This window comes from Streptomyces sp. MNU76 (assembly GCF_020982545.1).
Lineage (GTDB): Bacteria > Actinomycetota > Actinomycetes > Streptomycetales > Streptomycetaceae > Streptomyces.
Map to the genome: position 1 here is coordinate 1 of NZ_JAJKLK010000014.1, position 19,360 is coordinate 19,360.

Below are 19,360 nucleotides of genomic sequence, written 5' to 3' on the forward strand. Positions count from 1 at the left end.
AGGCGAGGGCGCCGTAGTCGATCCGCTCGCTCTCGCCCGCCTGGTCCGGGCGGAAGACGGCCTCGCCGTAGCGTCCGCCGTCGGGCGAGTCGTCGAACGCGGTCATGAGCGAACCCCTTCGCACGAGGGACAGGTGCCGGGCGGCTCCCACGAGGTCGCCGCCCACCCGATCGTCCCCGGCGCGCGCCCCACCGGCCCGAGGCGCGCCGCACCACCGGACCTTCCTACCCGGTCGCCGACCGCCGGTCCCTCCTACCCCGTCGCCAACCTCCGGCGCGCCGCGTCGGCGTGGTCCGATCCCGCGTCGCTCAGCCCTCGAGGCGTTCGCTGTACGCCTCGGTCGGCGGATACGGGGCGGACCGTGTCATGCCGACCGACCAGAACGACCTGGTGCCCGGAACGGACGTCACGTCATTGAGGTACGGCGCCGGTGCCGGGCCCGCCGGGCCCCGGGCGAGGGACCAGGTGTCCCCGTCCCGCCGCAGATACGTACTGCGGCTCTGGTCCGAGAAGTTCCAGCCCGATATCCACGCGGGGCGCCCCCGGACGTCGCCGGCGATCCCGGTGAGCGACCCGAGGGTGAAGCCGGCCTCCAGCCGGGTCCAGGCCGTGCCGTCCCAGTGGCTCAGGGCGGGGTTGCCGGGGCGGCCGATGGGGCCGCCGACACCGGCCTCGGTGCCCACGGCCCACACGTCGTCCGGAGCGGCGCAGTGCACGTCGGCGATGCCGAGCCGGAGGCCCGCGATCGGGGGGAGAACCGTCCACTCCCCGTTCCAGCGGGCCACGAGCCCCGACCAGCCACCTCCGTTCGACCGGTCTCCGCAGACCCACACCTCGCCCGGCCGACGGACGACGACCCGGTAGAGGTTCACGCCGGCGACGGGCAGCGGGTCCAGCCAGCGCCACCTCCGTCCCTCGCCGAGCAGCAGACGGGCGGCGCCGTCCCGTACGCCGCAGACCCACACGCGCCGGTCGCGGCCGACCGCCACCGCGCTGATCCTGACGTCCGGTTCACCCCTGCCGGGGAAGTCGGCCTCGCGCCACGTGGTCCTGTCCCAGCGCAGCAGGGGGCTGCCGTCACCGGTGGGATGGGCCACGGCCCACGCCGCGGACGGGCGGACACCGGCGACGTCGACAATCCTCGTGTGCGAGAGGTGCGACAGGTCGGCCTTCGACCAGGCACCGCCCTTCCACACCATGGTCAGGGCCCGTTGCTGGGCCTGCGGGGCCAGGTTCTCCTCGCCCACGGCCCAGGCCAGTCGCGGTCCCGCGGCGGCGATCCGCCGCAGCTGCGCGGCGGGCACGCTGCCGGGTGCGGGCACCGCCTGCCACTCCCGCGGACGGAGTGCCGGCGCATCGGCCCGGGACGAGGCCCCGCCGAGTGCCGTCCCCGAGAGGACACCGATGCTTCCTGCCACAAATCGCCTACGTCTCACTGCGGGGTCCCTCCGGGCGGATCGGTCGGACAGGAGGAACCACCGTGAACCAGCGCACCCCAGAGTTCTAGCCACCCACATGACAATTCGCGCGGACCCGCCTTACCCGATCGGGTGACCGACCAGTGGCGTACGTGCTCGGTGGGGGAGTAACAACTCCTACGAGGCACCAGACATGAGGCACCAGACATGAGGCACGACGCACGGCATGAGGCGTGGCGTGCGTGGCGTGCGGACCGGGCGAGCGGGGAGACAGATGCGTGTTCCGATGACGGTGGCCGACTTCCTGGAGCGGGCGGAGGCGGGGTTCGCCGACAGTCCCGGGGTGATCGACGAGCCGAGTCAGCCCGCGGTGCCGGTGGCGCCGTCGACGTACGGACGACTGGGTGAGCGGGTGCGGGCCTGGCGGGCGGGACTGGACGCGCTCGGCGTGGGGGAGGGCGAGCGGGTGGCGGTGGTCAGTCACAACTCGGCCCGTCTGCTGGAGCTGCTGTTCGCGGTGCCGATGAGCGGACGGATCTGTGTGCCGGTCAACTTCCGTCTGAAGGCGGAGGAGATCGAGTACGTGGTTCGCCAGAGCGGTGCCTCGGTGCTGCTGGTCGATCCCGAGGTGCGGGACACGGTCGCCGACGTCAAGGTGGCGCACCGGTTCACGCTGGGGGAGCAGACGGACACCGAGCTGATGCGGTTCGGGGTGGAGCCGAGGCCCTGGTCGAACCCTGACGAGGACGCCACCGCGACGATCAACTACACCTCCGGAACGACCGCGCGTCCCAAGGGAGTTCAGCTCACGCACCGCAACATCTGGGTCAACGGACTGACCTTCGGGCTGCACACACGGGCCTGGGAGCGGGACGTGTATCTGCACACGCTGCCGATGTTCCACTGCAACGGGTGGGGAATGCCGTTCGTGATGGCCGGGCTCGGCGCCCAGCAGGTGGTGCTGCGCAAGGTCGACGGCGCCGAGATCCTGCGCCGGGTGGACGAGCACGGGGTGACGCTGATGTGCGGCGCGCCGGCGGTGTGGAACGCGGTCCTCGACGCGGCGACCGGCTGGGAAGGGCCGGTGCCGGGGCGCGACCGGGTGCGGATCGTGTGTGCGGGAGCGCCGCCGCCGAGCCGGATGATCCAGCGGGTGGAGGAGGAACTGGGTTGGGAGTTCACCCAGATCTACGGCCTGACGGAGACCTCACCCCTGCTGACGTTCAACCGAACGCGGCCCGAGGACGATGCCCTGGGAGGTGAGCAGCGGGCGCGCAAGCTGTCGCGGGCGGGTCTTCCGGCGCTCGGTGTGAAGCTCGACGTGGCGGACTCCGGTGAGGTGTTGGCGCGCTCGAACGTGGTCCTCGACGGGTACTGGGAGAAACCGGAGGAGACCGCCGCCGTGCTGGAGGGCGGCTGGTTCCACACGGGCGACGGCGGGACCCTGGACCCCGCCGACGGACATCTGACGATCTCGGACCGGAAGAAGGACGTCATCATCACCGGCGGCGAGAACGTGTCGTCGATCGAGGTGGAGGACACGATCTTCAGCCACCCGGGGGTCGCCGAGGTCGCCGTCATCGGGGTGCCGGACACGAAGTGGGGCGAGACGGTCTAGGCGCTGGTCGTACGGGCCCAGGGAGCGGCCGTGACCGAGGCCGAGATCATCGCGTACTGCAAGGAGCGGCTCGCCGGGTACAAAGCCCCGACGAGTGTGGAGTTCCGCGAGGCCATCCCGCGCACGGCGACCGGCAAGGTCCAGAAGTTCAAGCTGCGGGAGCCGTACTGGGCCGGGCGGGCCCGAGAGGTCAACTGACCTGCCGGCAGCTGCCGGCTGCGACACGGCGACGGTGTACGGCGACGACAAAGGACCGTCTCGCCGTACACCACGGGTGCGTCAGAGGGACGCCGCGGCGCACTGGACGAGCTGCCGGCCGGTGATCGCGCCGCCCTCCGGACCGAGGAGGAAGGCGGCCAGGGACGGGGCCGCGTGGTCCTCGTCGGCAGCCGCACCGCGACCGGAGTTCCCGGCAAGAGCCAGTACGCGGCGACCAAGGCCGCGCTGCCCGCGCTGGCGCGTTCCTGTGCCGCCGAGCTGGCCCACCGCGCGATCACCGTCAACGTGATCACGCCCGGTCCGACCGACACGCCGATGGGCAGGGCCACGGACGACGCTGCGGCCAAGGCGACCGCCGTGCCGGGCGAGGCGACCGGTCAGGGCAAGATCACGGTCGAGGCGGCAGCCCCCTCGTCGGTGCCCCGCGCGCCCAGGCACGGCCCGGTGAGCTCGCTCAGGCCCGCACCGCGTGGAAGAAGTGGGTCGGCTGCTGTACGGCCACACTCTCGTGAACCTCGGCGCAGACGGCCGTGCCCGGTCGCTCGAAGAGGCCGGGCGGCGGCTCCGCGACCTTGATCACCGAGCGGCCGGACTCCAGCAGACGCGCGGCCATCGCGAAGTCACCGACCAGCGCGGAGCCGGGAGCGACATGGCGGTGGCGGCAGATCATCACCTTCTCGCGGGCGAGGTCGGCCAGCAGGCTGCCGGAGCCCACCCACTCCCTGTAGTAGTCCTGGGGGTTGATCATCAGGGCGTGGCCGGTGCCGCCCTGCTGCTCTATCTCGTTGAAGGCGGCGAGGACCCCGGCGGTGTAGGAGCCGGTGTACGGCAGGGTGGCGACATCCGGGTGCTCTACGACGTCCAGGGTCAGGGCGCGGTTCTCCGCGGTGCCGAGCCGGACCATGAGCCGGTGGTCGACGAACTGGGCCAGCGCGTCGGGCTGTTCGCCGAGGGCTTCGGGGATCTGCACCCACGCCGTGATCGGCCGCACTCCGTAGGTGGCCGCCTCGAACCGGTACGCGCTCTCCCGCAACCCGCCGGACGCGTGCGGCGCGTCCGGCCGGGTCTCGAACCACGACCGGACCGTCTCGCTCGTGACGCGCTGCTTCTTGAACAGGTTGCGGGCGGTCAGCCGCGGTCGGTCCTTCCCGGGCTGGAAGGAGTCGGTGATGGTGTACTCGAACCGGACCTCGGCCTTCTCCGGGTCCTCGGCGAAGGCCCGCGCGAACCGCTCGCCCGGGGAGGCGGTTGCCGTCGCACCGGCGGGGGGCGTCGTAGCAGTGGGGGTCGTCGTATCAGCGGTCGTCGTCATCCGGGTGTTCGTCCTCGGGGTCGGTGGAGCCGATGTCGGTGGGCGGTGTCCGGTGGGCACGTCAGAGCGCGTGCTCGACCAGGCGCTCGTAGTACGGGAGATGGTGCTCGTAGTAGCCGCGCAGCCGTGCGTCGTTCTCGACCGTGGCGGCGTACTCCTTCTCCGGAGCCCGGAACCCCGCACTGGCGATGGCGTCGAGGTGCCAGCGACGGTTCTGGTGCCACTCGGAGCGTTCACCGGGCCGCCAGTTCAGCGCCTCGGGCAGGAACGGCAGACCCACCCGGTCGCAGTACGCCGAGACGACCCGCGCCGGGTCGGCGAGGAGTTGTTCGGCGGTGATGACCACCGGGCGCCGGCCGGTGATCTTCCACGCCAGTTCGAACAGGGCGTACTGGTGCTCGTAACCGATCTCCCGGCAGGCCAGCTCGGGCTTGATCGCGTGGTGCGAGGCGATCGTGCGGGCCGGATGGCGGACGATGAAGGTGTGCTCGAAGTCGGCGATCCGCTCCGGACGGTCGAAGAGATGCTGGTGGTGGTACTCCAGGGTGTCCTTGAAGAACACCGGTCGGCGGGCGCCGAGTCGGGCGAGGTGGGCCAGCAGCTCACCGGGGTCGCGCAGGGTCGCCGTACCGCCGTCCGGGTCGGGGACGGACACTTCGCCGTGGTCGGTGAGCAGGACCAGCGGCTCGTGCACGACGGTCACGTCACCGCGCTCGATCATCATGCGGAGGAACGCCGTGGAGACCGCTCTCGGGTGCGCCCACATCGCGATGACCGTGGGGCGCGACGCGGGGCGAGGGGCCTGGCTCGGGGGTGGGGCCCCGGTCACATCGACCACTCCGTCGGCTGCCGGTCCCAGCGGTGTGCGCGCAGCTCCGCCAGCAGAGCCGGGTCGAGCGGCGGAGCGCCGGAGACGGCGAGGTTGGCGCGCGCGTGCTCGGGTGTGCGCATGCCGGGGATGACCGTGCTCACGGCGGGGTGGTGCAGGATGAAGCGGAGCGCGAGTTCGGGCAGGGTGACGCCCTCGGGCAGGATCTTCTTGAGGAGTTCGGCGCGTTCCACGGTCGGGCCGAGGTTCTCCGGGCCGAAGTAGACGGCGCGCCAGTCCTCTTCGGGGAACGTCGTGTCCCGGGTGAGCCGGCCGGTGAGACCGCCCTCGTCGAAGGGGACACGGGCGATGATGCCGATGTCGTCGCGCAGCGCCCGTTCGAACAGTTCGTCCTCCGGGGCCTGGTCGAAGATGTTGTAGATGACCTGGACGACGTCGACGAGCCCGGTGTCGATCGCGCGCAGGCAGTTGGCCGGCTCCCAGCGGTTGACGCTGAGGCCGAAGCCCTCGATGACACCCTCCGCCTTGAGGTCGGAGATCACCCGCTGCCAGCGTTCGTCGTCGCTCCAGCGGTCCTCCCAGACGTGGAACTGGAGCAGGTCGATGCGGTCGGTGCCGAGGTTCTCCAGACTGCGGTGGACGTACTCCCGAATGTGGTCGGACGGGAAGACGTCGTCGAGGGTGTCCTGCGGGCGGGGCGGCCATTCACGGTTGAGCGGCGGGACCTTGGTGGCGACGCGGAGGCGACGGTCGGGGTGCCGGCGCAGCAGGGCGCCGAGCATCCGCTCGCTCACGCCCCGGCCGTAGACCCAGGCGGTGTCGAAGAAGGTGCAGCCCTCCTCCACCGCCAGGTCCAGACAGTGGGGTGCCGTGTCGTAGTCCCAGCCGGTGAAACCGCCGGGGCCGCCGCCGATGCCCCACATGCCGTAGCCGATCTCGCTGATCCGCCAGCCGAGCCGGCCCATGGTGCGCTGGTGCATGTCGTCCTCTCGTGTCACTGGGTGAGGGTGGTGCGATAGGCCGCGAGGGCCGCCTCCAGCGGACGTTCCCGCAGGCCGTGGCGGGCGTCGAGCGCCGTGCAGGACGCACGGGTGAACAGGCCGGGGTTGTCGGTCAGCAGCCGCCGGAAGTCCGGTGTGCCGTCGGGCCCTGATGCCGGCAGCAGGGTCAGCACGGCGTCCAGCACGGCCGCCGGGGAACCCGCGTCCTCGGCTGCGGCGGCCCGCAGTGCCGCCATGAACTCCCGTACGGGAACGGTCCGTTCGCCCTCCGTGAGTGCGATCGCGGCGAAGTCCGCACCGTCGTCGCGGAACACATGGTGGACCGCGCCCCCGGCCGGCTCGGCGAGCCCGGCGACCAGCCGCGCGGCCGTCTCGTCGACGGGTGTGTAGTCCGAGCGCATCGGCACGTCGGGCCGCAGGCCCAGCCGACGGAACGCCGACAGCAGCAGATGGGTGAGCGCCTTGGGGTTCGGTACGCCGTTGTCGGCGGCCGGCATGATCTCGCCGAGCCGGTAGAGGGTGACCGGCGCGCCGAGTCGCCGTGCCGCGAGGACCAGGCGCTCCGCGACCCACTTCGAACGGCTGTAGCCGCTCGTGGGCGTCGCCGCTCGCGCGGGATCGAAGTCCTCGCCGAGACGGCCCCGCGCACGCTCCCGCGCACGGGCCGCCTCCCGGTCGAGCACACCGAGGGTCGACACGTGATGCAACGCCTTGACCCGTCCGGACAGCGCGAACCGCAGCACCTCGGCCGTGCCGGTCACGTTGGCGGGGCGATGGGCCCGGTAGTCCAGCAGGAAGTTGACGAGCGCGCCGATGTGCAGGACCGCGTCGCACCGGACGGCGTACGCCTCCCAGGTCTCGTGCGTCCAGCCGAACCGGTGCCGGGCGAGGTCGCCGCGCCGGGCGTCGAGCCGCCCGGCCAGGGACTCCTCCCACAGCCCCTGCGCACGCAGGGCTCCGACGAGCCGGTGCCGGGCGTGCGCGTCGTCACGGGCCCGCACCACGCACACCACCCGGGCCCCTGTGGTCGTCAGCAGCCGGTGCACGGCCCTGGCCCCCACGAAGCCCGTGGCCCCAGTAACCAGCACGGTGCGCGGCGGCGCGGCCGGGCGGGCGCCGCCGGCCCGGCGGGCCAGAGCGGCCAGTTCCTCCGGCAGCGCGGCGTCGCGCTCCATCAGCGTGGCCTCGTCCCCGGCGGAGGGGGCGGTGGTGGTGGCACCGTCGCCGAGCACCGCCGCGGCGAGCGCCGCCGGGGTGCGGTGCGCGTAGAGGTCGGAGATGCCGACGCGCACACCGAGCGTGTGCCGGATGCGCAGGGCCGTGGTCAGCGCGGTGAGGGAGTCCCCGCCGTGGTCGAGGAAATCGTCACGGACGCCGAAGCCGGGCCGGTCGAGCACCGCCCCCATGACCTCGGCGACGCGTTCGGCACGGGTGAGCCCGGCGCCGTCGCCGACACCCGTCGTCGTGGCCGGGTCCGTCTCCGCGCCGGTGCCGCTTCCCGTGCCTGTCGTCCCCATGCCTGTCGTCCCCGTGCCGGAGCCGAGTTTCTCCTCGACGATCGTCCGCAGCGCCCGCAGGTCGACCTTGCCGTTGTCGGTGAGCGGCAGCGCCTGGAGGACGAAGCAGTGCCGGGGCACCTGGACGCGCGGCAACACGGAGGCCAGGTGTCGGCGCAGGGCGGTCGGGGTCGTGCCGTCCTCGGCCGCCACGGCGACCACCAGCCGGGTGCGGCCGGACCGCCGCAGGGTCAGCGCCTTGGCCTGGATGACACCGGGACAGGACTCGGCGGTCGTCTCGATCTCCCGGAGCTCGATCCGTACACCGTCGACCTGGGCCTGCCGGTCCCGGCGGCCGACGAACCGCAGCAGCCCCGAGTCGTCGAACCGGCCGAGGTCGCCGGTGCGGTACAGCCGCTCGCCGGGAACGCCGGGGCAGGGGTTGGGCACGAACGCCCTCGCGGTGAGCTCCGGGGCGCCGAGGTACCCGGCACCCAGACACGCGCCCCCGATGAGGATCTCCCCGACGCCCTCGGCGTCCGCGCCGTCGATGAGGGCGTAGCAGTTGTCGATGGGCCGCCCGAGCGGGATGTGGTCGCCCTCCGTGCCGTCGACACGGTGGAAGACCATCCCGATGCTCGCCTCGGACGGCCCGTACCCGTTGGTGATTCCGAGCCCCGGCACCAGGTCCCTGAGCCGGTGCACGGCGTGCGGGATGATCTCCTCGCCGCCGACCACGAGATGGCGCAGCGAGCCGACCCGGGCGACATGCGTCGGCTCGGCCTCCAGCAGGGCGACCAGCATGCCGAGGATCGCCGGGACGAAGTCGGTGACGGTCACCCCGTACCGGGCGATGGTGTCCACGGTCCGTTCCAGATCGAGGAACTCGCCCTGCTCGGGGATGATCGTGCGGCCGCCCGTCGTCAGCGGCCACAGCAGCTGCCAGATCGCGGAGTCGAAGGTGTGCCGACTGTTCTGCAGCACCACCTCGTCGCCGGTGGCGGCGAAGTAGCGGGACATGAAGCGGAACCGGTTGGTCAGTCCGCCGTGCAGATTGACGGCGCACTTCGGGACGCCGGTGGTGCCGGAGGTGAAGACGCCGTACACCGGACGACCGGGACCGGGCCGTACTCCGGGGCGCTCGGTGCTCGGGACGACGGTCCGGTGGGAGACGACTCGGGACCTTCCGTCCGTGGGGACGAGCGACCCCGTGGTCAGGGACAGCGGAGGGTCGAGCACCTTCAGGACGGCGCGCAGCCGCTCCTCCGGCCAGGCCGGGTCACAGAGGACGAACACCGCGCCCAGTTTCATCAGGGCGACCATGCACAGCGGGAGTTCGACACTGTTGCCGATCATCAGCGGGACGAGATCGCCCTCGCGCACACCCGCCCGGGTCAGCTCCGCGGCCAGCCCGTTGGCGAGCGCGTCGAACTCCGCGTACGTCAGGGCCGTCTCGGTCTCGCCCCGGTGGACGAGGGCGGTACGGCCCGGGGTGCGGTCGGCCTGTTCCTCGATGAGGGTCGCCACCGGACGGTACGGTCCGTGGTCGACCTCCGCGCCGGCGACCTGCCAGTTCGTTTCCGACATATCCTCCGAGCTCTCTGCTGATGCTGATGTGGGTGGGGGCGCCAGAGAGATGGCTGTTCACGACCGGCCGGCGCGGGCGGGGGTGGTGCCCGCGACGGCCCCGGTGAGCCCGGGTGGCGGCTCGGTCCCGGCGATGAGCGCGGCGAGCAGGGCGCCCGCCGCGGGGGCTGTCTGGATCCCGTAGCCGCCGAGTCCGGCGAGCCAGCAGAAGCCGGGCACCTGCGGATCGGGGCCGATCACGGGGGTGTCGTCGGGCGCCGAGCTGCGCAGTCCGGCCCAGGCGCGGCGGACGTGACGGACCGGCAGGTCCACCACCGCTCGGAACCGGTCGATCGCCAGCGCCACGTCACGCTCGTCGGGCCGTACGTCACCGGGCGGGACGGGCGTGGCATCGGCGGGCGAGACCAGGAGCCCGCCGGACTCGGGGCGGGCGTAGAACGTGTCCGCCACGTCGGCGATCATCGGCCAGCGGGCGATGTCGGCCGCCGCCGTGCCCGCAGGGCCTCCGTTCCTGGGCGCCCCGTCCGCCGGAACCTGATCCGTCGGGACCCGAACCGCCGGAGCCCGATCCGTCGGGACCCGATCCGTCGGGACCCGATCCGCCCAGACCCGATCTGCTGAGACCCGATCCGCCAGGCCCCGATCCGCAGGGCCCCGTTTCGCCAGGATCCGATCCGTCGGGAGGGAGACGAGCGCCGCTGTACGGCGGTACGCCACCAGACCCTGGGTGGGGACACCGGCCGACTGCGCCACCTGGTCGGCCCAGGCGCCCGCCGCGTCCACCACCACCGGCGCGGAGAACTCCCCGGCCGACGTCGCCGCGTGCCACCGCCCCCCGCGCCGGGTCAGGACGTGCACCCGCGCGCCGGTCACGACGGTCCCGCCGGTGGCCTTGAGACCCCGCAGAAAGCCCTGGAGGACGGCGTCCGTGTCGATGTCGCGGGCACCCGGCTTGTACAGCGCGCGGTCGAAGGCGCTCGGCCGCAGCGCCGGGCACAGGGCGAGCGCCTGCTCGCGGTCCACCTCGACGACCGGCTGCGGGGCGCCCGCGCCGGAGGCCTTCGCGGCCTCGAACTCCCGGCCGGTGCCCGGGGCCCCGAGGGCCAGGACACCGCGCGGTCGCAGCAGCTCGGCGACGGGCGAGAAGCCCGCCGGGGGAGTCTCGTAGAAGGCGCGGGAGGCCCGGGTCAACTCCCTTACGACGGCGTTCCCGTAGTACTCGGAGAAGAGCGCCGCCGACCGGCCGGTGGCATGCGTGCCCGGAGCGTTCTCCGCCTCCAGCAGCGTCACCCGGACGCCGGACCGGCCCAGGAAGTAGCCGGCCGAGGCACCCGCGACCCCTCCGCCCACGACCAGGACGTCCGGCTCCCGCACGGCGCTCACCGGCCCTTCCGGGGCAGGGTGAGGGCCGCCACGCACAGCGCCAACAGGGTGAGGCCACCCGCCACGGCGAACCCCCGGGCGACCCCCGTGGACAGGCCCGCCGCCGTCCCGTCGGACGCGGCGGCACCGGACGACCATGCCACCGCGCCCAGCACGGCGAGACCGGTCGCACCGCCGATCTGGCGGGCCATGTTGACCAGTCCGGACGCCGCGCCCGAGTCCTCGTCGGCGACCTTCGCGAGCGCGGTCAGGGTCAGCGGCACCCCGGTCACGCCCAGCCCCGCGTAGGTCAGCACGGTCGGCACGAGCATTCCGGTGGTGTAGCCGCCGGAGTCGCCGATCCTCGCCAGCCACAAAATCCCCGCGGTGGCCACCAGCAGACCGCCGCAGACCACCGCACGGGTGCCGAAGAGCGCCAGGAGCGGGGAACCGGCCTTGGCCCCCAGGATCAACAGACAGGTCAGCGGGAGGTAGACCAGCGCGGTGCGCAGCGGGCTGTAGTCCCAGACCTGTTGGAGGAAGAGGGTCAGGAAGAAGAAGATGCCGAACACGGCTGTGCTGATGAGCGCCGTCACGGCGTAGCTGCCCAGCCGGGTGCGGTCGGCGAACAGCCGCAGCGGGACGAGGGGTTGGGCGCTGCGCCGCTCGACGAGAACGAACACGGGCAGCAGGACGGCCGCCGCGCCGAGCGCCGCCAGCACCGCCGGCGAGGACCAGTTGCCGCCGCCGGAGGCGCCGTCGATCAGTCCGAAGCACAGCAGCAGCGCGGCCAGGGTGCCGGTGACCGCCCCGAGGACGTCGAAGGCGCCGCGGGTGCGCGGGGTTTCGCGCAGCACCCCGGCGCCGACGGCGAGGATCGCCACGCCGAGCGGGACGTTCACGAACATCACCCAGCGCCAGGACAGGTGGACGGTGATGAGCCCGCCCGCCAGCAGTCCCACACCGCCGCCCGCCGTGGCCACCGCCGTGTACCAGCCGACGGCCCGGTTGCGCCCCGGGCCCTCGGGAAAGGTCACCGCGATCAGCGACAGGGCGGCGGGCGAGGCCGCGGCGGCGCCCACCCCCTGCGCGGTGCGGCAGACGGTCAGCAGCCATGCCTCGGTGGCGAATCCGCCGAGCAGCGAGGCGACGGTGAAGACCGCCACGCCGGTCATGAACACGCGCCGCCTGCCGAGGATGTCCCCCGCCCGGCCGCCCAGCATCAGCAGGCCGCCGAAGGCGATCGAGTACGAGGCCACGACCCACTCCAGGTCCGAGCCCTCCAGCCGCAACGACCTCTGGATGTCGGGCAGCGCCACGTTGACGATGGTCGCGTCCAGCAGGAACATCAGCTGCGCCGAGGAGATCACCGCGAGCGCGACCGACCGCCGCCTGCCGACGTGGCCCTCCGCGGGGAACTTCGAGGCGTCGGCGGCGGTCCGCGCGGACGCCGTCATCGGCGGGCGGCGTATTCGATCTCGAGACGTTCGCGCAGCGGGTGCCGCAGCACCTTGCCCAGTGAGTTCTTGGGCAGTTCCCAGACGAACTGCACCCGGTCGGGCCAGAGCACCTGCGCCATCCGCTCCTGCGCGAGATGGCCGTGCAGGGTCGCCAGGGTGGGCGGTTCGCCCTCCGGCACGACGACGGCGCAGACCAACTCGCCGCCGGGGATCCGCGGATCGGGACAGCCGACGAGCGCGACCTCCTTGACGGCCGGGTGCCGGGTCAGCACGGCCTCGACCTCCAGGGTGGAGACCTTCTGGCCACTGCCCCGGGTGATCTGGTCGACGCTGCGGCCGACGATACGGATGCCGCCGCGGCCGTCGTCACGGGCCAGGTCGCTGGTGTCGAACCAGCCGTCCTCGTCGAGGCACGCCTCGTAGACCTCGCGCCGGCCCAGGTAGCCGAGGCACTGGGAGGCCCCGCGCACCAGGAGTCGGCCGGAGTCGCCGCCGTCCTGGACGGCGATCCGCAGTTCCATCCACGGCTCGGCGCGGCCGTCGCTGTGGCCCGCCCAGCCCTCCGGGTCGTCGTCCCGGGTCACGGTGACGGCCCCGTTCTCGGTCATGCCCCACAGGGCGCGCACCGGGATGTCGAAGACCTCGCGGACCTGGGCGATCAACCCCGGGTCGATGGGGGCGGAGCCGGACACGATCTGTACGACGCTGGAGGTGTCGCGGGGCTCCTTGCGCTGGGCCTCCAACAGGTCCACGAGGTACGCCGGGGAGGCGTAGGCCCAGGTGACACGGTGGGCGGCGACGATGTCGAGCAGCAGTTCCATGTCCCGGTTGGCCTCCTGCATCACACAGGTGCCGTGCAGGAGCAGCGGCATGTAGCAGGCGTAGGTCAGCCCGGCCATGTGTGTGGCGAAGTTGGGGATGGAGATGACGTCGTCCCGGGTGAGCCGGTGCGGCTCGGACACCGCGAGCACCGCCGCGTGCAGGGTGTTCTGGCTGTGCACGACACCCTTCATGCGGCCGGTGGTGCCGGAGGTGTAGAGCAGCAGAGCCGGATCGTCGGGGCCAGAACTGCGCGTCGTGTCGACGTGGTGCCGTTCCTCCCAGGGTGTGCGGACGAAGAACTCGTCGAAGTCGACCGCGCCGGTGGCGGCGGCGTCGCCCACCACGACCCGGTGGGCGACGGTCGGGGGAGCGGCCTCGGCGAGCCGGGCGCCGTAGTCGATGTCGTTGAAGCGGTCGACGGTGACACAGATCCGTGCGGCACTCTCCTGGAGCACCTGGGCCAGTTCCCGCACGTCCAGCGCGGGGATCACCGGGCAGGCGACGGCCCCCACCCGGTGGCAGGCCAGGTACAGGGGGGTGAGGACCCAGCGGTTCGGGAGGTAGAGCGCGACCACGTCGCCCGTGCCGACGCCGAGTTCGGTGAGCGCGGCGGCGAACCGCTCCACCAGCTCGGCCAGTTCGGCGTAGCTCACCTCCCGGGTGAGGTACCGGCCCTCGTAGGCGATGACGGCGGGATGCTCCGGTCTGGTACGAACAGCTTCGGCCAAGTCGGCCAGAAACGTTTCCTCTCGCCACCAGCCGGCCGCCCGATATTTCGCGGCCGTCTCCGGTCCGGGAATTACCAGCGTGTCCCATTTTCCCACTGAAGCGCCCCCGCTCTTCGTACTTCGAGATTGATACCTGCAGCACGAATCCGATGGCAGAGCCTAGAGGATGAGGGAAGGCTGCGGTAGGCGGAACGGGGAAATCCGATTCTGTTTATCAAACACACGGCGTCATCACCGTTCGCGCAAAAGCGCGCAGTGTCCAGGATTGCGGCGATCCGTGTTCAACGCGGCCCGGAGATAAAGCACTTGACAGACGGCGGCGGCGAGGGTGAGGCTGCGACGGCGTCCGCTCTGTCCACGGCAATGCGCGAGAGCACTGGAGGCACGGTGAAGATAGGCCTGCTCGGCTGGGACTATTCGGGAATCGATCCCGATGGCATAAGCCTGGTGGAGTACGGTCGGGAGCGCGGGCATGAAATGTCGTTCTTCACGCTCGAGGAGCTCGCCTATCGCCCCGGCCCGTCCGGCGTGACGCTCACCCTGGGAGGAGAGCCCGCGGAGGCCTTCGACGCCGTCATCAACCGCTCCAAGCTGTACGGGGACGACTGGCAGGACCGTGTCGAGCGGCTGACCATGCTCAGCAACGTCCCCGGGCTGCGGCTTTTCGACCCGGCGGACGTGTGGGTGACGGGATACAGCAAGTTCCTGATGGCCCAACGGCTGGCCGCGGCCGGCCTGCCCGTACCGCCCACCCGCTCGGCGACCTCCCTCGCGGACGTCGAGGCGGCCTGTGAGGAGTGGGGCGCGGTCATCCTCAAGCCCTCCTTCGGCTACCGCGGCACCGACGTGGAGCGCGTCGCCGACTTCGCGGCCGACAAGGCCGTCGCCGAGGAACTGCTCTCCCGCTACCCGACCCTGGTCTGCCAGCGCTTCTACCCGACGTCCGGCGGCGAGTACCGGATCACGGTCGCGGGGGAGGCCACCCCGATCAACATGCTCAAGCTGCCGGCACCGGGCTCCTGGCGCTGCAAGACCATGGAAGGCGCCTCCTTCGAGCGGTTCGAGGCCCCCGACGACCTCGTCGACCTGTCGCTGCGCGCCACCCGGGCCATGGGCATCACCCTTGCCGGCCTGGACATCCTGCCCGCCCCGGACGGCTATGTCGTCCTGGAGGTCAATCCGGTCCCGGGCTACCTCTCCATGCTGGGCAGGGAACAGCACCGCCAGGTGCTCGGCGGTGTCTTCGACTGGGTCGAGACGAAGACCTCCACCTGAATCCGGGCCCGCACCGCTCCCAAGGCCGCCCCTTCCGCCCCGCCACCTGCCGCCCGTCGGCTCCGTACCCGCCAGCACTCAGGAGAGCCATGCGCTACACCACCTTCGGCCGCAACACCGGGCTGCGCGTGTCGGAGTTCGCCCTCGGCACGGCCAACTTCGGTACGGGCGTCGGCGCGCACCCCGAGGCCGCCGGGCTGATGTGGGCCCGTCGGGGCGACGGCGCCGGACGGGAGGACGCGCGCAAGATCTTCGACCGGTTCGCCGAGGCCGGCGGCACCCTCATCGACACCGCCGACTGCTACCAGTTCGGTGAGTCGGAGAAGCTGCTGGGCGAGTTCCTCGCCGCCGACCGCGACCACTTCGTCCTGTCGTCGAAGTACACCAACAGCGACTCCGTCCGGCCGGGCGTCTCCGACACCGGCAACAGCCGCAAGAACATGATCCGTTCGGTCGAGTCCAGCCTGCGGCGCCTGCGGACCGACCACATCGACCTGTACTGGGCCCACTTCCCCGACACGCTCACACCGACCGAGGAGATTCTCACCGCCGTCGACCAGCTGGTGCGCAGCGGCAAGATCCTTTACGCCGGTCTCTCCAACTTCCCCGCCTGGCGCGTCTCCCGCGCCGTGACGATCGCGGAACTGCGCGGCTGGGCCCCCGTCATCGGCATCCAGACCGAGTACAACCTGGTCAACCGCACCGGCGAGCGTGAACTGCTGCCCATGGCCGAGGCGCTCGGTCTGGGCGCGGCCCTGTGGTCACCCCTGGGCGGTGGCCTCCTCACCGGCAAGTACCGGCGTACGGCGGCCGGCTGGGTGAGCGACCAGAACCGCCGTCACCCGCGCAACGACACCGACCCGATCGAGGCGGTCGTGAACACCGTCCTCGCCGTGGCGGAGGAGACGGGACTCTCCGCGTCGCAGGTGGCGCTGGCCTGGCTGCGCGACCGTGCGGCACGGTCGACCACCGCGTTCGTGCCGGTGATCGGCCCGCGAGACGTGAATCAGCTGGAGGAGTACCTCAGGTCGCTCGACGTCACCCTCACGGACGAGCACCTGGACCGGCTGGACACGGTCAGCGCCGTGGAGCTGGGCAGCCCGCACGAGATCGGCCGTCTCGTGCGGGACTCCCTGATCGGCGGGGACCCCGACCGGATGAGCACACCGGTCGTGCCCGTGGCTTGAACTCCGGTAGCCCCCGCCGGGCTCGGGCCACGGGGGCGACCGGAGTTCAGTCCGGCCACGCCGGCCGGTGGTGGACGGTTCCCGGTTCCAGGAACGGCGCCGTGTAGAGCTCGGCCTCTGCCGGTTCCATCGGCTTCTCGCTGATCAGGTGTGCCGCGAGGCGCCGCCCGGCGTACCCGAGGACGAGCGTCGGATCGCTGAGTGCCGTCAGCCGCAGGACGAGATCGGCCTCGTCGGAGGCCTGGGGGTCGGCGCACTCGTGCGAGGGGACCGCGCGGAATCCCAGAGCGGTCTTGAAACGGAGCAGCCCCGGCTGCGTCAGATGCCCCATGAGATTCGGCTCGTTGCCCAGCGTCGCCCGCCCGTAGCCCCTGGCGCGCGCCGCCCGCAGCACGGAGAAGTAGAGGACGCGGGGCAGGCTGGAGCGCCGGTACGCCGCGCTCACCGCGGAGAACCGGAGCACCAGCGTGTCCACCGCCGGGCATTCGAGGGCCAGACAGCCGCCGACCAGCTCCTCCCCGTCGTACGCGAAGACCCCGAAGAACTTCCGTGGCCCGTGCAGGACGGCGTCCCGGTGGTCGAGCGCGAACGGGACGCCGAACCGCATGTCGGCCACCCGCTCCCGGTAGAGCGCGAGGAACCGGTCGAGGGTGGCCGGTGTCACCGGGTCCTCGACCGTCTCGCGCACACCGGCCGCGACCGCCTGGCGCTGGGCGCGCCGGACGGTCTGGCGTGACGAGCGGTCGAGACGCGCGAGGAAGGCGTCCTCGTCCGCGCCCAGCTCGGCCACCCAGGTGAGCAGGGACGGTTTGCGGATGAACCCCCGGCGCGTGAGGTCGTCCCAGGCCTCGGCCGGGGGGTTGGGCAGCCGGACGACGTCGATGGGCTGATCCGTCCTGGTCCAGGGTTCCTCGGCCAGTTCCGAGGGTTCGATCAGGGCGAGCGCCAGGCCGTAGCGGTCCACGATCTCCATGCGCCGGGCGGGTCAGGCACCCGCGGCCACGGAGTCCGTGACCCCGGGGGACCCGGCGGACGCCGACGCGGTGTCGGTCAGACAGTCGGCGAAGCACGCGAGGGCCCGGGACCAGTTCTCGGAGTACTCCCTGACCAGCGTGAGGAACTCGGCGGCCTGCGCCGTGTCCGTGACCACCCAGGTCATGCCGGTCTCGTCGTCGCTGACCTGTGCCGCGTGCACCGTCTCCGCCTTGATGTGGGAATCGATCCAGGCGAACTGCTCGGTCTCACCGAAGACCCGCTCCCCGTCCACCCAGACCTTCGCGTACAGCCGGCGGAAGGCCACGGCGATGTCCAGCGCTATGGTCTCCACCACCCGCAGTTGGATCGCCGCCCCGAGCGGGGAGCGTGCGAGCCGTTCCATGTTGGCCAGCAACTCACTGATACCGTCCGGTAGTTGGGACGCCGCCCGCAGCTCGTCCGCGCCCAGCCTGGCCGCCAGCGGGGCGACGATGGTGTCGTCCCACCACACGTAGTGGATGCCAGCCGGACCCTGCGGGGCCACGGCCCGGAACTCCGGCGCGGCGTTGTCCAGGTCGTCGCCGATCACCCGGTAGACGGTCTGGAAGGCGCCGAGGATGTCGTGCGTCGGCGCGTCCTGCGCCGAGAAGACCCGGGCCATCTCGCCCATGCCGGCGATGGTGCTGAACATGAAGCTCTTCGTCATCGACCGCCACCACACGCCCAGGGTGAGCGCGGCGCGCGGGGAGACGGATTCGGCGGCGCGCGCGTTCCCGAAGAACGCGTGGTCCGCCCGTCGCAGTCCCGCCCGGTCGATTTCCTGGTCCACCCGCTCGTCGAGTTCGGTCCGGTCGGCGAGGGAGAACTCGGTTGCAGCAGTCACGATCGCTCCAGAGAAGTATGAGGACGACGAGGTTCGCTGAACAGGCCGATGTGCGGCCGAGGTCATACGCCGAGTCGCTCTTTCACATCGGCGAAGAACGGGACGTAGCGGTAGTCGCGGGCCACCGGGTCGTAATCCGTGTAGCGGTTGGTGAATTCCAGCAGGCGCCGGCGGACCGCTTCGACGGGTTCCTCGTGGATCCTGCGCTCGATGTCCTGGATCGCGCCGAGGAAGCGGGCCAGCACGAGGGGGATGTCGGGACTCAGCTCGATCCTTCCGCCGGCCACCCGGACGCCCTCGTGCTCGCTGAGGTACCCGAAGAGCAACTGGGAGGCCACGGCGTCGTAGTTGGGCCGCGGGATGCCTTCGACGGCGTAGCGCAGCAGGCGTTCGGCGAGGATGTACTCGTAGGCGGTCCGCGCCTGCTCGGCCGGCAGGGCGGGGTCGTTCAGCAGGACCAGCATGGCGGAGACGTCCACGCGCAGCTCTTCGAGTCCCGCGAGGGGCTTGTACTTCTTCGCCGACAGGAACGCGGGGATCGGCATGTCGCCCTGCCGGTGGTGGTATTCGTGCAGCCGCACCCACCACGACGAGGCCTGTTCCACCTGTTTGTCCGTCGCTCCCTGGATGAGCGGGAAACTCCCCGCGGCCATCACCGCGTCGATCATTTTCCGGGTGATGCGGTTGTGCCGTTCGACGAACTTGTCGATGAAGTAGAAGATGAGGTCGTCCGGGTCCTGGATCCCGTCGAAGTGGTTCTCGGGGAAGAGCGCCACCACCACGCGCGAACGGAATCCGTCGGACTGCCCGGTGACGGTGACCGGAGCGGTGGGACTGGCGTACCGCTCCGCCAGGTGCGGATCGGTGGGCAGCATCTCGTACGTGAGGTAGTCGAGGGACAGCGACGGAAAGTACGAGGCGTCGAACAACGAGAAGATGTGGTTGTCCCGACGGCTGTTGATGTGTTCCTTCGTGGCCCGCAGTCTGGAACCGGGAGCGAACGTACGCAGATCCTCCAGAAGAGCCTGGACCACCGGCTGCCGCCGTAGATGAGTGGATCCTTCGAGTCGACGGGCCAACTCCTTCTGGGTGTCCGCCTCACGGAACGCGGAGCGACTGCCGAACTCCCCCCGTAATTTATTGACTTCCGCGAACACCGAGCCCATGTCGATGTCGATCAACAAATGC

Annotated in this window: 13 protein-coding genes and 3 pseudogenes; 4 read left to right on the forward strand and 12 right to left on the reverse strand. The window is 71.6% G+C overall.

Annotated elements, in window-relative coordinates; genetic code table 11:
- Positions 1-106 (reverse strand): annotated as a pseudogene (locus E4N62_RS25515) (SAM-dependent methyltransferase); the annotation flags it as partial.
- Positions 107-308: 202 nt separating this feature from the next.
- Positions 309-1,322, reverse strand: a complete 1,014-nt coding sequence (locus tag E4N62_RS25520; RefSeq protein WP_230218237.1) for a hypothetical protein — start codon at positions 1,320-1,322, stop codon at positions 309-311.
- Between the two features lie 370 nt (positions 1,323-1,692).
- Between E4N62_RS25520 and E4N62_RS25525 the strand changes: the two are divergent.
- Together E4N62_RS25525 and E4N62_RS25530 are read left to right on the forward strand one after the other, a co-directional pair.
- Positions 1,693-3,234 (forward strand): annotated as a pseudogene (locus E4N62_RS25525) (AMP-binding protein).
- A 174-nt stretch (positions 3,235-3,408) separates the two neighbouring features.
- A pseudogene (locus E4N62_RS25530) lies at positions 3,409-3,549 on the forward strand (SDR family oxidoreductase); the annotation flags it as partial.
- A gap of 160 nt (positions 3,550-3,709) precedes the next feature.
- Here the strand turns inward: E4N62_RS25530 and E4N62_RS25535 are convergent.
- The 7 genes from E4N62_RS25535 to E4N62_RS25565 form a co-directional block, all read right to left on the reverse strand.
- Positions 3,710-4,567 carry a family 3 encapsulin nanocompartment shell protein gene (locus E4N62_RS25535; protein ID WP_230218239.1) on the reverse strand — a complete coding sequence of 286 codons (858 nt, stop codon included), beginning with the start codon at positions 4,565-4,567 and terminating at the stop codon, positions 3,710-3,712.
- A 61-nt stretch (positions 4,568-4,628) separates the two neighbouring features.
- Positions 4,629-5,333, reverse strand: coding sequence for a sulfotransferase family protein (locus E4N62_RS25540; RefSeq protein ID WP_230218241.1), 705 nt, complete (start codon positions 5,331-5,333; stop codon positions 4,629-4,631).
- 59 nt (positions 5,334-5,392) lie between these two features.
- Positions 5,393-6,394: an aldo/keto reductase gene (locus tag E4N62_RS25545; protein ID WP_230218243.1), complete on the reverse strand. Its 1,002-nt coding sequence runs from the start codon at positions 6,392-6,394 to the stop codon at positions 5,393-5,395.
- Positions 6,391-9,480: a thioester reductase domain-containing protein gene (locus E4N62_RS25550; RefSeq protein ID WP_230218245.1), complete on the reverse strand. Its 3,090-nt coding sequence runs from the start codon at positions 9,478-9,480 to the stop codon at positions 6,391-6,393. The genes E4N62_RS25545 and E4N62_RS25550 overlap by 4 nt, the downstream gene beginning before the upstream one ends.
- A gap of 57 nt (positions 9,481-9,537) precedes the next feature.
- Entirely contained in the window at positions 9,538-10,863 is a 1,326-nt protein-coding gene (locus E4N62_RS25555) for an FAD-binding oxidoreductase (protein WP_230218247.1), read from the reverse strand.
- A complete protein-coding gene (locus E4N62_RS25560; protein ID WP_230218249.1) occupies positions 10,860-12,299 on the reverse strand; it encodes an MFS transporter in 1,440 nt (479 codons plus the stop codon). Before E4N62_RS25560 ends, E4N62_RS25555 begins: the two co-directional genes overlap by 4 nt.
- The gene (locus E4N62_RS25565; RefSeq protein ID WP_230218258.1) at positions 12,296-13,852 is read right to left on the reverse strand and encodes an AMP-binding protein; all 1,557 of its coding nucleotides are present in this window, start codon (positions 13,850-13,852) and stop codon (positions 12,296-12,298) included. The genes E4N62_RS25560 and E4N62_RS25565 overlap by 4 nt, the downstream gene beginning before the upstream one ends.
- A gap of 477 nt (positions 13,853-14,329) precedes the next feature.
- On the opposite strand from E4N62_RS25565, the gene E4N62_RS25570 reads away from it, so the two are divergent.
- Together E4N62_RS25570 and E4N62_RS25575 are read left to right on the forward strand one after the other, a co-directional pair.
- Positions 14,330-15,127, forward strand: coding sequence for a RimK family alpha-L-glutamate ligase (locus tag E4N62_RS25570; protein ID WP_230218260.1), 798 nt, complete (start codon positions 14,330-14,332; stop codon positions 15,125-15,127).
- Positions 15,128-15,216: 89 nt separating this feature from the next.
- Complete coding sequence (locus tag E4N62_RS25575; protein ID WP_230218271.1) at positions 15,217-16,314, forward strand: aldo/keto reductase; 1,098 nt, start codon at positions 15,217-15,219, stop codon at positions 16,312-16,314.
- 46 nt (positions 16,315-16,360) lie between these two features.
- On the opposite strand, the gene E4N62_RS25580 is transcribed toward E4N62_RS25575, so the two are convergent.
- From E4N62_RS25580 to E4N62_RS25590, 3 genes are all read right to left on the reverse strand, one after another.
- On the reverse strand, positions 16,361-17,287 hold the full coding sequence (locus tag E4N62_RS25580) for a GNAT family N-acetyltransferase (RefSeq protein WP_230218273.1): 927 nt from the start codon (positions 17,285-17,287) through the stop codon (positions 16,361-16,363).
- 12 nt (positions 17,288-17,299) lie between these two features.
- Entirely contained in the window at positions 17,300-18,172 is an 873-nt protein-coding gene (locus tag E4N62_RS25585; protein ID WP_230218289.1) for a DUF6202 family protein, read from the reverse strand.
- A gap of 62 nt (positions 18,173-18,234) precedes the next feature.
- A complete protein-coding gene (locus tag E4N62_RS25590) occupies positions 18,235-19,353 on the reverse strand; it encodes a DUF6421 family protein (RefSeq protein WP_230218299.1) in 1,119 nt (372 codons plus the stop codon).
- Positions 19,354-19,360 lie beyond the last annotated feature (7 nt).

Bases quoted from the DNA above. Each gene is read 5' to 3' on its own strand.
- E4N62_RS25535 (WP_230218239.1), bottom strand. From the start codon at position 4,567: ATGACGACGACCGCTGATACGACGACCCCCACTGCTACGACGCCCCCC.
- E4N62_RS25540 (WP_230218241.1), bottom strand. From the start codon at position 5,333: ATGTGGGCGCACCCGAGAGCGGTCTCCACGGCGTTCCTCCGCATGATG.
- E4N62_RS25550 (WP_230218245.1), bottom strand. From the start codon at position 9,480: ATGTCGGAAACGAACTGGCAGGTCGCCGGCGCGGAGGTCGACCACGGA.
- E4N62_RS25560 (WP_230218249.1), bottom strand. From the start codon at position 12,299: ATGACGGCGTCCGCGCGGACCGCCGCCGACGCCTCGAAGTTCCCCGCG.
- E4N62_RS25570 (WP_230218260.1), top strand. From the start codon at position 14,330: ATGTCGTTCTTCACGCTCGAGGAGCTCGCCTATCGCCCCGGCCCGTCC.
- E4N62_RS25575 (WP_230218271.1), top strand. From the start codon at position 15,217: ATGCGCTACACCACCTTCGGCCGCAACACCGGGCTGCGCGTGTCGGAG.
- E4N62_RS25580 (WP_230218273.1), bottom strand. From the start codon at position 17,287: ATGGAGATCGTGGACCGCTACGGCCTGGCGCTCGCCCTGATCGAACCC.